This window comes from Phytobacter sp. SCO41, from assembly GCF_003073275.1.
GTDB classification, from domain to species: domain Bacteria; phylum Pseudomonadota; class Gammaproteobacteria; order Enterobacterales; family Enterobacteriaceae; genus Phytobacter; species Phytobacter diazotrophicus.
In genome coordinates, this window is sequence record NZ_CP027225.1 from 4,463,340 (window position 1) to 4,477,343 (window position 14,004).

Sequence of the window (14,004 nt, forward strand, 5' to 3'; positions counted from 1 at the left end):
AAATGTATAAAACGACCCTGGCGCACCGGACATACCGGTTCGCCAGTCTTAAAGAAGTCATGGCAAAAGCGTCCCCGGCCCGTTCCGGGGATGTACTGGCGGGTGTTGCGGCAGATTCAGCGGAAGAGCGCATGGCGGCAAAAATCGCCCTTGCCGATATCCCGCTGCGTGACCTTCTGGACAATCCGCTCATTCCTTACGAAAGCGATGAAGTTACCCGCTTGATCGTTGATACCCACAACGCCGATGCCTTTTCGCTTATCCGCCACCTGACCGTCGGCGATTTCCGTGACTGGTTGCTGGCCGATACCACCGATGCCGCCACGCTGACACACATCGCCCCGGCCATCACGCCGGAGATGGCAGCCGCGGTAAGCAAGCTGATGCGTAACCAGGATTTGATTCTGGTGGCCAGCAAATGCAGCGTGATTACCCGTTTTCGCAACACCATCGGCCTGCCCGGCCATTTAAGCGTTCGCCTGCAGCCGAATCATCCCACCGATGATTTAAAAGGCATCGCCGCCAGCATGCTCGATGGCCTGCTCTACGGTGCGGGTGATGCGGTGGTGGGTATTAACCCGGCCAGCGACAGCCTGCCAGTCCTCGAACGGCTCAATCATATGATGGATGACATCATCAGCCGTTTTGCCATCCCCACCCAATCCTGCGTGCTGACGCACGTCACCAACACGCTGCAACTGATTGAACGTGGCGCACCGGTGGATCTGGTCTTTCAGTCGGTGGCGGGAACCGAAGCGGCCAACAGCGGCTTTGGCATTAATCTGTCGATGCTTAAAGAGGCGCAGGATGCAGCCCTGAGCCTGCAACGCGGCACGCTCGGCAACAACGTGATGTATTTTGAAACCGGCCAGGGGAGCTGCCTGTCGGCGAATGCGCATCACGGCGTTGACCAGCAAACCTGCGAAGCACGGGCCTATGCCGTGGCGCGCCACTTCAACCCGCTACTGGTCAATACCGTGGTCGGATTTATCGGGCCGGAGTATCTCTATGACGGCAAGCAGATCATTCGTGCCGGTTTAGAAGATCACTTCTGCGGCAAGCTGATGGGGCTGCCTATCGGCTGCGACGTCTGTTACACCAACCACGCCGAAGCAGATCAGGATGATATGGACACGTTGCTGACGCTGCTGTGTAACGCCGGGCTGACGTTCCTGATTGGCGTACCGGGCGCGGATGACATCATGCTCAATTATCAGAGTACGTCGTTCCACGACGCCCTCTATGCCCGCCGTCTGCTGGGGCTGAAACATGCGCCCGAGTTCGCCGACTGGCTCACCCGTATGCAAATTATTGATACCCACGGACAGTTGCGTTTAACCGGGGCGAACCACCCGCTGCTGACCGCATTACCACAAGGAGTGAGCGCATGAATCCACCCGATGCCTGGACATTACTGCGCGAATTTACCGATGCCCGCATCGCGCTTGGGCGCAGCGGCGCCAGTCTGCCCACGCGTGAGGTGCTGAACTTTGGCCTGGCCCATGCTCAGGCCCGCGATGCCATCCACCAGCCGTTCGACAGTGAAAGCCTGGCGACGCAGCTACACGAGCTGGGGCTGCAAACACTGAATGCACACAGCGCGGCGACAGACAGGCACATCTATCTGAATCGACCGGATTTGGGGCGCATGCTCAGCGAAGAGAGCCGCGATGCCTTAAAAGCGAGTCGGACGCCCGCCCACGACCTGCTGCTGGTGATTGGCGATGGCCTCTCTTCACATGCGGTGCAACGCCAGTCCGTCGGCCTGATTAAAGCGCTGCTGCCCTATCTGGAGACGCTGGGGATTTCACTTGCCCCGGTGGTACTGGCGCATCAGTCACGGGTAGCGCTGGGGGATGACATTGGCGAAACGCTCAACAGCAAAGCGGTCGCGATCCTGATTGGTGAACGCCCCGGCCTCTCCTCCCCGGACAGCCTGGGTGTCTATCTGACATGGAAACCCGAGCGCAAACGGCTGGAGTCGGAGCGCAACTGCATTTCGAACATTCGCCCCGAGGGGCTGAACTATGACGCCGCCGCCTTTAAGCTCGCCTGGCTGTTGGAACAGGCGTTCCTGCGCAGGCTTACCGGCGTGAAGTTAAAAGACGAAAGCGATAACCCTGCCCTGCACGGACGCGTGACCCCACGCGTTCGCTAGCCTCCCGCGCGCTTTATCGCCTAAGGGTAAAGCGCGGCGCGTAACGCAAATTTTGTTCCATACTCTGTTAACCCTGTGTGCATTCTACGTTTGTGGAGACCCCAAGGTGAAAGAGACCGCACCTGATCCCCAGAATCATCCTGTAAGAGAGAACCCGCGCTGGCTGAGATTCGAATCCCGGGTACAGCAATATGGCGCTTATCTGCTTTTTTTGATTGTCATCAGCGCCCTTGCAGGCCTGTTTTCCCACGGATTTTTAAGCGACAGAACGCAGGAAACTGGCGATAAACAACTGCAAGTGCATTACGAGCGATTCGGGCGTTTACAAAGCGATATGGCGCTGGCCATTACCGTCAGGGCGCCAAAGCATGAGCAGCTCGTCATCACGCTTGGCGGCGATTTTATGCAGCAATATGAGATACGCACGCTTCAGCCGCAGCCAGACCAGGTCTCCAGTCGAAACGGAATACTGCGTCTGGAATATTCCCACGCGCATCCGGGAGACGCCTTTGATCTTTGGCTGGGGCTGACCCCACAGCTTCCGGGCAGCGTAACGTCGCAAATTGGTGTGGAAGGCGCATCCAGCACCAGTATCTGGCAATTTATTTACCCCTGAGGGCGAGACAATGGAAATGGTATTGCGGGCAATCGCCATCTATCTGGTGTTAATGGTGGTTTTTAAAATCGCCGGACGCCGGGCACTTTTACAAATGACCTCTTTTGATCTTATCTTGCTGCTGATCATCAGCGAGGCCACACAACAGGCGTTACTGGGGAATGATTTTTCCGTCACCGGTGCGGCGCTAACCATCATTACCCTGGTGACGGTGGACATTCTGTTCGGCTATCTCAAAAAATATATCAATAACGCGGAAGACATGATCGACGGTGCTCCGGTCATCCTGGTGGAACATGGCCAGATGTTACGCGGCAAAATGAAAGAGGCTGATATCACCTATGATGACATCATGGTCTCTGCACGTAATAATCAGGGCATTGATAAACTTGACGATATTAAGTACGCCATCCTTGAGCGCAATGGCCATATCTCGATTATTGCGAAGTCGCCATAAAACCCGATTTACACTGTGGCTGTCTGCAATTATGCCGCAGGCAGTTCACAGTGCGCTGCCTTCTGTCCGTCCCTTTAATTTCATTATCTTTCCATAAAACCCGCAACAGTGACATTTAAAAATTCCATTTCTTATAATTACGATCAAGATCACACCCATATAAAAACAGAAAAAACAGCAAGTTACACTCATTAAAAAATAAATGAGAGGCGCATCAACATAATTAATCCGCAGGTTGATTGACTCTTATGCACACGTGTGCATAAATAAATACAGTATGATTAAAAAGCTACATTCGGGACGGTAAGCATTTATCAAGGCATATTCTTTTCGCCATGATAGATACCCTATTGCTGTAAATAATTAACGTCGTTGCGCCACGGCTAATTCAGTCGTAGGGGAACGCTTGCCTGCTGCTTTTTACTCATCAGAAACAGTTACGTAAATACATCAATTACGGGTGATGAATGGAAACGTGTTTCAAAGATCTGTCGATAGATCAGGATGCAATACGTGATGTATTGCAAACGATGGGCCTCCTCGAAGTAGAAGAAGCCCTGCACGTCAGCCCACTCACGGGCGGCGTCTCTTCCAACATTTTAAAAGTCAGCACCGGGGAACGGCAGTTTTGCCTGAAACAGGCACTGCCAAAATTGAAAGTCGCCAAAGAGTGGTATGCACCGCTTGAACGTGTCTTTGCCGAAATAGACTGGATGCAAACCGTCGCCGGTATTGCGCCGCACTCGGTTCCCCATATCACAGGCATCGACCGTAGCGCGCTCTGTTTTGTGATGGATTATCTGCCCGCAGAGCAGTTTCATAACTGGAAATCACAACTGTTAAGCGGAGAAATCGATATCGATTTTGCCGCGCAGACAGGCAGCATATTAGGTGAAATTCATCAGAAGACGGCGAAAAGCGAAGCGCTGGCAAAAACCTTCGCCTATGACGACAACTTCTTTTCGCTGCGTCTGGATCCCTATCTGGGGGAGATCGCCCGCGTTCACCCGCACTATGCTGATTTTATTTTGACGGTATTACACAGAACACAATCCACCAGACTGGCACTGGTGCACGGTGATATTAGCCCGAAAAATATCTTACGCGGGCCACATGGCCCGGTCATTCTCGATGCGGAATGCGCATGGTATGGCGACCCGGCATTCGATTTAGCATTTTGCTTAAATCATTTTCTGCTGAAAACGGTGATTGCCGGGTCGCAGGAGACACAGCAAAAACTCATGCTCGCCTTTGATGCAATGTCCCAAAGCTATTTTCACCACATCACCTGGGAACCTGTCGGGGAATACGAAGCCCGTGTCGCAACACTGCTGCCCTGTTTAATTCTGGCCCGCGTCGACGGCAAATCACCGGCGGAATATCTCCAGGGCAGGCATGCGAATAACGTACGTCGCGCAAGTTGCGCATTACTGGAGCGTCAATTTACGCAATTGAAAGACATTACATCATTCTGGCGGAAGGAGAACGGGTTATGAGTCGTATTAAAAATGTGATTGGCCGTCGCGTGTGGGATTCCCGTGGCTGGCCGACAGTTGAGGTTGAAGTGCATCTGGAAAATGGTCTTTTTGGTCGCGGCATGGCACCGGCCGGGGCCTCATGCGGGATGCACGAAGCGGTGGAGCTGCGCGACGGCGGCAGTGTTCTTTCCGGCAAAGATGTGCAAAAAGCGCTGCATAACATTCAACATGAAATTGCCCCGGCGCTTATCGGCACGGATATCAACGATCAGAAACTTATCGACAGCATTCTGATTGAACTGGACGGCACGGGCACGTTCTCCCGTCTGGGAGGCAACGCCTCGGTCGCCTGCTCCATGGCGGCTATCTATGCAGCGGCTAACAATGCCCACCTGCCGCTGTGGAAATATCTGGCAGGCGATCGGAAAGTGGCGATGCCGCTGCCGCAAATTCAGATTTTCGGCGGCGGTGCGCACGCCGGGCGGCGTATCGATATTCAGGATTTGATGGTTATCGCCAACGGGGCGAAATCTTTTGAAGAAGCGCTGGTGATGACCGCTGAGGTGTATCACAGCGCAGGGCGCATCATGAAACAGCGCGGCCATTTAAGCGGCGTGGCGGATGAAGGCGGCTGGTGGCCAGAGTTCAGCAGCAATGAACAGGCGCTGGACACGCTGGTAAAAGCGATTGAAAGCGCAGGCTATGTACCGGGCCAGGATGTCTCTATCGCACTGGATATCGCCTCGTCTGAGTTTGGCAAAGAGGGCCGTTACCGCCTGGCGCTGGAAGCCACGGAATATGACTCCGACGGCATGTGTGAATTGTTGCTCGGCTGGTTGGATCGGTACCCGATTCTCTCTATTGAAGACCCGCTGGCAGAAGATGATGAACAAGGTCTTATCGCCTTTACGAAAGCCGCAGGTTCTCGGGTGCAAATTGTCGGTGATGATTATTTCGTGACAAATGGCGAGCGCGTAAAAGCAGCGGCGGAAATAGGAGCCTGTAACGCCGTATTATTAAAAGCCAACCAGGCTGGCACCATTACCCAATTACGTCATGCATTTGCCGAAGCGCAAAAAGCAGGATACGGCTCGATCGTTTCCGCGCGCTCAGGTGAAACCGAAGACAATATTATTGTCCACCTCGCATTAGGTTTGAATGCCGGGCAATTAAAGGTGGGCTCAATGACCCGCTCAGAGCGTACATCAAAATGGAATGAAGCCATTCGGCTGGAAGAGGCCAATGCTCTGACGTTTTTCGGCATCGCCGCATTAGATCATAAATAATTTTTTAATTTTATTCCGATTAGCTGAACAGGCGTTATCTCCGGGCCCTACGCATTGACCTGAATTTTCGATGTCTGTTCTGGTTGTATGAGTTTTTCCAAATTGTCGATATATAATTTCAGGAGATTCAAATGACCGATTACAGCGGCGAGGCATTGCCTGCAGCCAAAAAGAAAATGCAGATCAAACCCATTGTTCAGGTGGGTGCCGGAAACGCCCTCGAAATATATGACTTTATGGTCTATGGCTATTATGCGCGCTATATTTCGCAGGCTTATTTCCCTTCTGATAATGAATACGTGTCATTAATGCTCACCCTAATGACATTCGCTTTAGGCTTCTTCGCCCGTCCGTTCGGGGCCATTATTCTGGGGGCTTACACCGATCGTCATGGCCGTCGAAAAGGGTTAATTATGGCGCTGACCCTGATGTCCATCGGTATTTTGTGCGTCGCCATGACGCCGACCTATGCCTCCATTGGTATCGCCGCACCAATCATCGTCATTCTTGGTCGCTTGCTACAAGGTTTCTCAGCCGGCGCGGAACTGGGTGGCGTGGTTGTGTATCTGGCAGAGATATCGCCGCCGAACCGGCGTGCGTTCTATACCTGCTGGCAGGTGGGTTCCCAGCAGTTTGCGGTCATGGCAGCGTCTATTATCGGCCTGGTACTGCTCTACAACATGTCCACCGAAGATCTGCACGACTGGGGCTGGCGCGTTCCGTTGTTGATTGGCTGCGCGGTTATCCCGCTGATGTTCTGGCTGCGTTCAAACCTGCAAGAGACGGAAGTTTTCGCGAAGAAGAAAACCACACCGACCGTAAAAGAGATTTGCACAAGCCTGGTGACCGGCTGGCGCACCATTGTGGTCTGCATGGGGATGGTGGCGATGGCAACCGTCACCGCGCAAACGGTCACCACCTATGCCCCCACCTTTATCAAAAGCCTGAACCTCGGTGAGAACGTTGGCTTTATCACGCTGTTCTTTGTTGGCCTGTCGATCCTGTTCTGGCTGCCGATCACAGCGATGATCGCTGACCGGGTCAACAGAAAAACGATGCTTATCGTGGTGACGCTGACCGGTGCGCTCACCGCATGGCCGATGCTCTCCTGGCTGGCAGCCGACCCGACGGTGTTTAAATTTGTCGTATTTGAACTGTGGTTCTCTTTTATGTATGCCTGCTACAGCTCCGTTCAGGTTGCCGCGATGGTCGAACTGGTACCGGCACATGCCCGTACGGCGGGTTACTCTTTTGCTCAGGCGGTTGCCGCCGCCGTACTGGGTGGCCTGACGCCGGCAATTTGTACCTGGCTTAACCACACCTTTAACAGTAATGCGATGGTGGGCGTCTGGCTTGGATTTAACGCTGTATTAAGTTTGCTGGCCGTATTAACCCTCGACCATAAACAAACAGCCATTAATCAGACCAAAGAATTACATTAATTAATTGCTGACCAAACAGCAGTACATCGATTAAGTTGGTGTACTGCTGAAAATAAACTGGAAAAGGTAACGTATGAAAATTGTTATTTTAGATGGTGGCGTACTTAATCCTGGCGATCTGTCGTGGGATGCGCTTTCGCAACTGGGAGAAATATCCGTTTATGACAACTCGGCCCCGGAAGAAGTGGTGGAACGAATTGGCGATGCGGAAATAGCGATTATCAATAAAGTCGTCTTAAGCGAAAAAGAATTTAGCCAGTGTCCTAACCTGAAATTTATTGGCGTTACGGCGACCGGTTATAACGTTATTGACCTCGCAGCGGCAAAAGCCCACGGCGTGACGGTCTCCAACGTCCCAACATACGGCACCTCTACCGTCGCACAATTTACAACTGCGCTGATGCTGGAACTCTGTAACCAGGTCGGCCTGCACGACAGCGATGTCCACGCCGGTGGTTGGGGGAAAAAACCGGATTTCTGCTACTGGCTGAAACCGATGCTCGAAGTGGCAGGCAAAAACGTGGGTATTATCGGCTATGGCCGTATTGGTCAGGCGTTCGGCGCCGTGGCGCAGGCGCTGGGTATGAATGTACTGGCTTATGACGAATACCAGAACAAAGCGCTGGAAAACGACCGCGTCCGCTATGTCGACCTCGATACCCTTTACGCCGAAGCCGATGTGATTAGCCTGCACTGCTTACTGACGCCCAAAACACAGGGCATGATCAACGCGCAATCCCTGCGCAAAATGAAGAGATCCGCCCTGCTGCTTAACGCCTCGCGCGGCGATCTGGTTAACGAAGCTGACCTTGCCGATGCGCTCAATAACGGCGTGATTGCCGGTGCCGCTGTCGATGTCCTCTCCAAAGAACCGCCGGTGCCTGAAAACCCAATGTTAACGGCGAAGAATTGCATTATTACCCCACACATTGCCTGGGCCTCGGTTGAAGCGCGCGGACGCATTCTGGCGACCACCGTTGATAACGTCAAAGCGTATCTGGCCGGACAACCGCAAAATCGCGTAGGCGACTGATATCACCCTACAAATCAAATAGATAACTAGAGCAAGAACAATGGAAAACAACATTATCAAAGCGGCAGACTTGCTGCGCCAGGCCTGGGATAACAACGAAGCGGGCGATCCGATTCGCGAGCTGGTCGACAGTGAAAACCTGACGACTGCGTACATGATTCAGGATTACAACGACAAAATCTGGCAGGCGCAGGGCCGCCGTCTGGTCGGGCGTAAACTGGGTTTAACCAACAAAGCCGTGCAGAAGCAGTTCGGTATTTCAGACCCCTGTTACGGCAATATCTACGCCGACATGGTGCTGATCGACGGTGCGGAAATCACTAAACCGGTCGTCAGCGATCTGCGCGTGGAAACCGAGATTGCCGTCGTCCTGAAAAAAGACCTGACGCAAACTGAACACACCATCCTCGACATCATCGACGCCGTTGATTACCTCCTTCCGGCGTTTGAAATCTGCGACAGCCGCGTCACCGGCTGGAACGTGAAGTCCTGTGATTTTATTGCAGACAATGCCGCCGCATGTCTGGTGGTACTGGGTACCAGGCCGGTCTCCCTCTCCGACTGCGACATCACACGCAGCGAAATGGTCACCAGGCGCGCGGGTGAAGTGGTCTCACAGGGCAAAGCGACCGCCATTCTCGGCCACCCGCTACATGCGCTGAAATGGCTGGCGGATGACCTGGTACGTATCGGTAAGCCGCTGCGCGCCGGGGAGTTTGTTATCACCGGCGCTATCGGTCCGGCGGTATCCGCCAGGCCGGGGGATGCCTTTGATGCAGAAATCACTGGTGTGGGGCTCATCAGCACCCGCTTTGCCGACTAAGGAAGTCTCGCAGGCTTAAAGGAGCCGTTATGGAACTGCAAAAAAATCATTTCAAGCATGCCATTAAAAACAACAGCGTACAGCTCGGTCTCTGGACTCAACTGGGCAGCTATATCGCCGCTGAGATCCTCTCCGGCTGTGGTTATGACTTTATTGGACTCGATGCGGAACATGGCCCGAGTGAATACATCGAAATTTACTCACAGTTGCAGGCCTGCGCGGCTGGCGGACCGACTCAGCCCATCGTACGTATCCCCAATCATGATATTTCGCTGATTAAGCGTTATCTGGATGCGGGGGTAAATACCCTGATGGTGCCGCAGGTAGATACCGTCGAACAGGCAAAAGCGCTGGTCTCTGCCGTGCGCTATCCACCTCATGGCGTGCGCGGCTATTGTGGCGCGCCGCGTGCCTCCGGCTTTGGGCGGATAAAAAACTACGCCACCACCTGCGAGGAAGAAATTTGTCTCATCGTGATGCCGGAAACCGCCCTCGCGCTGGAAAATATCGAGGCGATGGCGGCCATTGATGGCGTTGACGCTTTCTTTATCGGCCCCGGCGATCTCGCGGCCAGCCTCGGTTATATTGGTCAGCCGATGCACCCGGAAGTCATTAAAGTGATTGAAGAGACCGGCCGACGCATCAAAGCGGCTGGAAAAGCCGTCGGCATTCTCTGTACGGATGAAGCGCAAACCCGCCGTTATATCGAGCTGGGTTTCCAGATGATTGCCATTGGTTCTGACCAGGGGCTATTGACCAAAGGCGCGGAGCAACTGCTGGCGAAATTCAGATAGTTTCCCGAAGTACTTGTTTTGGTGTTTCTTTTCCGGATGCGCGCGGCAGCCTCATCCGGTTTTTTCTTTTAGCGACGGGGGCGAACCGCTTTTGTGGAGTCGCCGGTCACCAGTTGCGGGGTAAAGATCTGGCTATCGGTGGAGGCGTAAAAGGCCTCCGGAGCAAGCGTCTGCTCCTGATTCATCAGGCGATCAATGATGGCAACACAGGCGTCCGCAATCTGTTTTTCCGGCAGCGAAATATAGGTCAGTTTCATCTCCAGCAGGCTGGCCCAGGAGACATCGCCATAAGCCACCAGCGAAAGGTCGTCCGGGATACGGATATTTTTCTCTTTCGCGGCCAGTAAGATGCTCATGGCATAACGTGGGCTACCGAGCACCAGGGCGGTAGGCGGCACCTCTGCGGCCATCACGCGCCTGAAAGCCTCACCGCCAAACTCAGCCTGCGGCGGACCGACATGAATAAGCGCCTGGAGCGCCGTCTGTTCTGCCGGGGTGAAACATTGCAGAAAGCCCTGTAACCGTTCATAGCCGGTGCTCAACTCTTCGGAGGAGCCAATATAACCGATACGCTGGTGACCCAATTCTCGCAGATGTTTTACCGCCAGCGAAATGCCGTGGCGATCGTCTATAGCGATAACCGGCGCCTGCAGGCTACGATGTTTGCGCAGTAGCTGGACGGCGTTCGTACGGGTAATCAGCTCTTGCGTTTCTGCAAGAGGGTTGGCGGTTGGGGCGAAAATAATGCCGTCCACACGGGCGGTCATTAAGCGCAACAGCGCGGCATGTTCCATCTCCGGCTTGTCGCTGGTAATGCCCAGCATCATCTGCCAGGAGCGCTCGGCGGCGACATGCGCGATGGCATTGGTGACGGTGATAAAGAAATCGTTCTGAATATCCGGGATCACCAGACCAAATGCGCCGGTACTGGCATTACGCAGCGCGCGCGCGGCGCTATTGGGAATATAACCATAATCTCTGGCAGCCTGTAGCACACTGTCTTTGGTGGCCTGGCTAATGGCGGGGTGATCGTTTAAAGCACGCGATACCGTGGTATGAGATAAGCCCAATATTGCAGCCAATTTTTTTATTGTCACTGCGTCACCTTAATGTCGTCCTGGCGCGGTTTTCCCGTCATCAATTCAGAAAGCCGGGGATTAAATTATAATCCCTACAGTTTTTCGCTGTGAAAATGCATCAAGAATATTGTGCAGAAGCCATAATAACAGATTCTTATATCTGGCACTATCGTTTTACCATACTAACATCTGCCTGAATTAATTAGACATAGTGCAAACTTATAAATATTTTAACTTGCCTTAAGAATCGTTTTCTTATTAAGAAAAAATTAAGAGTTATTATTATTGATAATGAAAAATGATATTTAATTCCCCAAAACGCCCCCTTCCCTGTGCGCCTCTCCTGCCCGTCGTACCGATCTTTTACAAGAACAAGCGAGACATTCCTCACACTTTTATATGACAGGCTATGCTGTTAGGGAGGACAAATTTCATTCTAAGGAGACGCCAATGACCACCCGGCAACCGCTTTTCCCCCGCCGCCAGACGCATCCCGTTGCAGACGAGCACGCTGTTTTAAACTGGGCGCAAAACGCCACGCTGGCACAGGAACGCGCGGTTATCACACCAGAAACTGAAGCGCAGTTGCAGCAGGCGATTGCCAGTTGTCAGGGGCGGGTACGCATCATGGGCAGTCGCATGTCTCCGGGCAGGATGCTCGCGATAACCCAGCCGCAGGATATCCTGATTGATCTCTCCCGTCTGCGGGGCCTGCTGGCGGTGAGCGACGATAGCGTCACCTTTGCCGGAGGTACTCCGCTGCATGAGGTTTATGAAGTGCTGACCGCCATGAACCGTATGCTCCACGCCTCGCCGGGGGTGATTGCCTCGCAGACGCTGGCGGGCGCGATCTCGACCGGCACGCACGGCCAGGGTATGCAGCAAAGCTCGCTGGCGGATGAGGCGCTTGCTATCCGGCTTATTGATGCAGCGGGCCAGATTCATACGCTGGATGACCAGCATCCCTGGTTTGCGGCGGCACAGTTGGGGCTGGGAACGCTGGGCGCCATCAGCGCCGTTACGCTACGCACGCGTCCTTACACACAGTTTACCTGTTTTAAAAGCGCGCACAGTGCCGATACGCTCGAAGAAGATCTGGTGGCCTGGAATCAGCAATGGACATTCAGCAAGGCCTGGTGGTTTGTAGATGAAAACAAAGTCCACGCCTGGAATGCCCGTGAAGCGCATGACGATGAGCGACAGGCCTGGCGGGATAACCATGGTGACCTGCTGATGCTGGAAGAGACCAGTGATCAGATGAATGTCGCGGTGGAAAACACCCTGCAAAATATGCGCAACGACACCCGTATCGTGGATGAAAACGGTAAGCCGTTTCGTACAGTGACGCGCTTTAAAGATTTCTCCGACGTGATTGGCGATGTCTATCAGGTCTTCTGTCGCGGCATCGCCACGCCGCAGATCAATATAGAGATTGGCGTACCGATGGACCGCGCCCCCGCGCTTATCACGCGGATCCGCGAGTGGCACACCCGCGAACAACCTCATATGCACTACCCGATCATTTTGCGCTGTACCGGGCCATCAGGTGCCTGGCTGAGCCCATCCTGGCAGCAGCCCACCTGTTTCTTCGGTTTTGTGGTCTATTACGCTGAGGATGGTTCACTCTCCGAAGAGGGGCTGGCCTTTTTGCGCGCAGTGGAGACGCTTTTGGCAAGCGAGGGTGGGAAGCCCCACTGGGGGAAATATTTCGATGCCAGCCTGTATGACTGGCCCGCGCTTTATCCACAGTTACCTGCTTTCAAGGAGGTGCGCCAGGCGCTCGATCCGCAGGGTAAATTCCTCAATGACTTTATGGCGGAGCTGTTGTCATGAGTGCCGCATTCGCCTGGGTGACGTTGCTCACCCAGCCCGGCTACGTACCGGGCGTGGAGGCGTTGCGCCACTCGCTGCAAAAAAGCGGTTCACCGTGGCCGCTGGTGGTGATGGTGACGCCTGGCATTGAGGCCGCGACACGCAGGTCGTTGAGCGATGCCGGATGTGTGGTTCGGGAGGTGCCGATTCTTGGCCCCGATCCCGCGCTGGCACACCGCTACGCTAATGCCCGTTTTGCCGAGGTGTGGAGCAAACTGGCGGTATGGACACTTGAGGAGTATCAGCGCGTGGCGTTTCTCGACGCCGATATGCTGATGGTACAGAACATGGATGAAGTGTTCGAGTTACCGCTACAGGCGGGCTTTATTGCCGCCTGCCACGCGTGCCGGTGTAATCCCAACCGTATCGCCAGCTACCCGGAAAGCTGGCAGCCTGAAAACTGCTATTACAGTTGGTGTGAAGATCCGCAGATGACGGCGCATCCACCGGCGACACTGGATAATTATCTTAATGGCGGTTTTCTGCTGTTGACGCCGGATAAAGATGTGTACGACAGGATGGTGACGCAACTGGCCGCCATGGCGGATATCTCCGATTACGTGTTTGCCGAGCAGGATTTTCTCAACGATGTTTTCCGCGATCGCTGGGTGCCGCTGCATTATGGTTATAACGCATTAAAGACGCTGGCGTTGCAGCACCCGAAGATGTGGGATTTCAGCCGGGTGAAGAATGTGCATTACATCATTGATAAACCCTGGGAGAAGTTCCCCGAGCCGGACGATAAGTGGTACGCATTGCACCGTCTGTGGTGGGAGTTTTATCCGCATTAGGGGGGGAAATCTGTGCGGTCTGCTCCCCCTCACCAGAGCACATTCAGGAAAAATCCCCGGTGGCGCTGCGCTTACCGGGGCTACAAATCGTAGATACTGTGAACGTCTTCAACCTTGTTAACCATGGCTGACTCGTTTTCCCGCATGACAACCACAGCGACATCTTTGTGCCCCC

At 53.9% G+C, this 14,004-nt stretch carries 13 protein-coding genes; 12 read left to right on the forward strand and 1 reads right to left on the reverse strand.

Annotated elements, in window-relative coordinates:
• The first annotated feature begins 2 nt into the window (after nucleotides 1-2).
• The 10 genes from C5523_RS21765 to C5523_RS21810 all read left to right on the forward strand — a co-directional run bounded on the left by C5523_RS21765 (nucleotide 3) and on the right by C5523_RS21810 (nucleotide 10,087).
• Entirely contained in the window at nucleotides 3-1,391 is a 1,389-nt protein-coding gene (locus C5523_RS21765; protein ID WP_079497590.1) for an ethanolamine ammonia-lyase subunit EutB, read from the forward strand.
• Nucleotides 1,388-2,158 (forward strand): ethanolamine ammonia-lyase subunit EutC, encoded by a 771-nt coding sequence (gene eutC, locus C5523_RS21770; RefSeq protein WP_041852581.1) that lies wholly within the window; start codon nucleotides 1,388-1,390, stop codon nucleotides 2,156-2,158. The genes C5523_RS21765 and eutC overlap by 4 nt, the downstream gene beginning before the upstream one ends.
• Nucleotides 2,159-2,264: 106 nt before the next feature.
• Complete coding sequence (locus C5523_RS21775; RefSeq protein ID WP_071195871.1) at nucleotides 2,265-2,774, forward strand: hypothetical protein; 510 nt, start codon at nucleotides 2,265-2,267, stop codon at nucleotides 2,772-2,774.
• A 10-nt stretch (nucleotides 2,775-2,784) separates the two neighbouring features.
• Nucleotides 2,785-3,231, forward strand: coding sequence for a DUF421 domain-containing protein (locus C5523_RS21780; protein ID WP_041852583.1), 447 nt, complete (start codon nucleotides 2,785-2,787; stop codon nucleotides 3,229-3,231).
• 467 nt (nucleotides 3,232-3,698) lie between these two features.
• Nucleotides 3,699-4,727, forward strand: a complete 1,029-nt coding sequence (locus C5523_RS21785; protein WP_108701949.1) for a phosphotransferase family protein — start codon at nucleotides 3,699-3,701, stop codon at nucleotides 4,725-4,727.
• Nucleotides 4,724-5,995, forward strand: coding sequence for a phosphopyruvate hydratase (gene eno / locus C5523_RS21790; RefSeq protein WP_108701950.1), 1,272 nt, complete (start codon nucleotides 4,724-4,726; stop codon nucleotides 5,993-5,995). Before C5523_RS21785 ends, eno begins: the two co-directional genes overlap by 4 nt.
• Before the next feature lie 131 nt (nucleotides 5,996-6,126).
• Nucleotides 6,127-7,437 carry a tricarballylate/proton symporter TcuC gene (gene tcuC, locus C5523_RS21795; RefSeq protein WP_071195874.1) on the forward strand — a complete coding sequence of 437 codons (1,311 nt, stop codon included), beginning with the start codon at nucleotides 6,127-6,129 and terminating at the stop codon, nucleotides 7,435-7,437.
• Nucleotides 7,438-7,510: 73 nt separating this feature from the next.
• Complete coding sequence (locus tag C5523_RS21800) at nucleotides 7,511-8,470, forward strand: D-2-hydroxyacid dehydrogenase (RefSeq protein WP_079497593.1); 960 nt, start codon at nucleotides 7,511-7,513, stop codon at nucleotides 8,468-8,470.
• A gap of 40 nt (nucleotides 8,471-8,510) precedes the next feature.
• Complete coding sequence (locus C5523_RS21805; RefSeq protein WP_052249361.1) at nucleotides 8,511-9,293, forward strand: 2-keto-4-pentenoate hydratase; 783 nt, start codon at nucleotides 8,511-8,513, stop codon at nucleotides 9,291-9,293.
• Nucleotides 9,294-9,322: 29 nt separating this feature from the next.
• Nucleotides 9,323-10,087 carry an HpcH/HpaI aldolase/citrate lyase family protein gene (locus C5523_RS21810; RefSeq protein WP_108701951.1) on the forward strand — a complete coding sequence of 255 codons (765 nt, stop codon included), beginning with the start codon at nucleotides 9,323-9,325 and terminating at the stop codon, nucleotides 10,085-10,087.
• A 68-nt stretch (nucleotides 10,088-10,155) separates the two neighbouring features.
• Here the strand turns inward: C5523_RS21810 and C5523_RS21815 are convergent, their stop codons facing one another.
• Nucleotides 10,156-11,184 carry a LacI family DNA-binding transcriptional regulator gene (locus C5523_RS21815; protein ID WP_108701952.1) on the reverse strand — a complete coding sequence of 343 codons (1,029 nt, stop codon included), beginning with the start codon at nucleotides 11,182-11,184 and terminating at the stop codon, nucleotides 10,156-10,158.
• A gap of 432 nt (nucleotides 11,185-11,616) precedes the next feature.
• On the opposite strand from C5523_RS21815, the gene C5523_RS21820 reads away from it, so the two are divergent.
• Complete coding sequence (locus tag C5523_RS21820; protein WP_079497595.1) at nucleotides 11,617-12,999, forward strand: D-arabinono-1,4-lactone oxidase; 1,383 nt, start codon at nucleotides 11,617-11,619, stop codon at nucleotides 12,997-12,999.
• Nucleotides 12,996-13,829: a glycosyltransferase family 8 protein gene (locus tag C5523_RS21825; protein WP_108701953.1), complete on the forward strand. Its 834-nt coding sequence runs from the start codon at nucleotides 12,996-12,998 to the stop codon at nucleotides 13,827-13,829. The genes C5523_RS21820 and C5523_RS21825 overlap by 4 nt, the downstream gene beginning before the upstream one ends.
• Nucleotides 13,830-14,004 lie beyond the last annotated feature (175 nt).

Bases quoted from the DNA above. Each gene is read 5' to 3' on its own strand.
- tcuC (WP_071195874.1), top strand. From the start codon at position 6,127: ATGACCGATTACAGCGGCGAGGCATTGCCTGCAGCCAAAAAGAAAATG.
- C5523_RS21765 (WP_079497590.1), top strand. From the start codon at position 3: ATGTATAAAACGACCCTGGCGCACCGGACATACCGGTTCGCCAGTCTT.
- C5523_RS21800 (WP_079497593.1), top strand. From the start codon at position 7,511: ATGAAAATTGTTATTTTAGATGGTGGCGTACTTAATCCTGGCGATCTG.
- C5523_RS21820 (WP_079497595.1), top strand. From the start codon at position 11,617: ATGACCACCCGGCAACCGCTTTTCCCCCGCCGCCAGACGCATCCCGTT.
- C5523_RS21805 (WP_052249361.1), top strand. From the start codon at position 8,511: ATGGAAAACAACATTATCAAAGCGGCAGACTTGCTGCGCCAGGCCTGG.
- C5523_RS21825 (WP_108701953.1), top strand. From the start codon at position 12,996: ATGAGTGCCGCATTCGCCTGGGTGACGTTGCTCACCCAGCCCGGCTAC.
- C5523_RS21785 (WP_108701949.1), top strand. From the start codon at position 3,699: ATGGAAACGTGTTTCAAAGATCTGTCGATAGATCAGGATGCAATACGT.
- C5523_RS21780 (WP_041852583.1), top strand. From the start codon at position 2,785: ATGGAAATGGTATTGCGGGCAATCGCCATCTATCTGGTGTTAATGGTG.
- eutC (WP_041852581.1), top strand. From the start codon at position 1,388: ATGAATCCACCCGATGCCTGGACATTACTGCGCGAATTTACCGATGCC.
- C5523_RS21810 (WP_108701951.1), top strand. From the start codon at position 9,323: ATGGAACTGCAAAAAAATCATTTCAAGCATGCCATTAAAAACAACAGC.
- eno (WP_108701950.1), top strand. From the start codon at position 4,724: ATGAGTCGTATTAAAAATGTGATTGGCCGTCGCGTGTGGGATTCCCGT.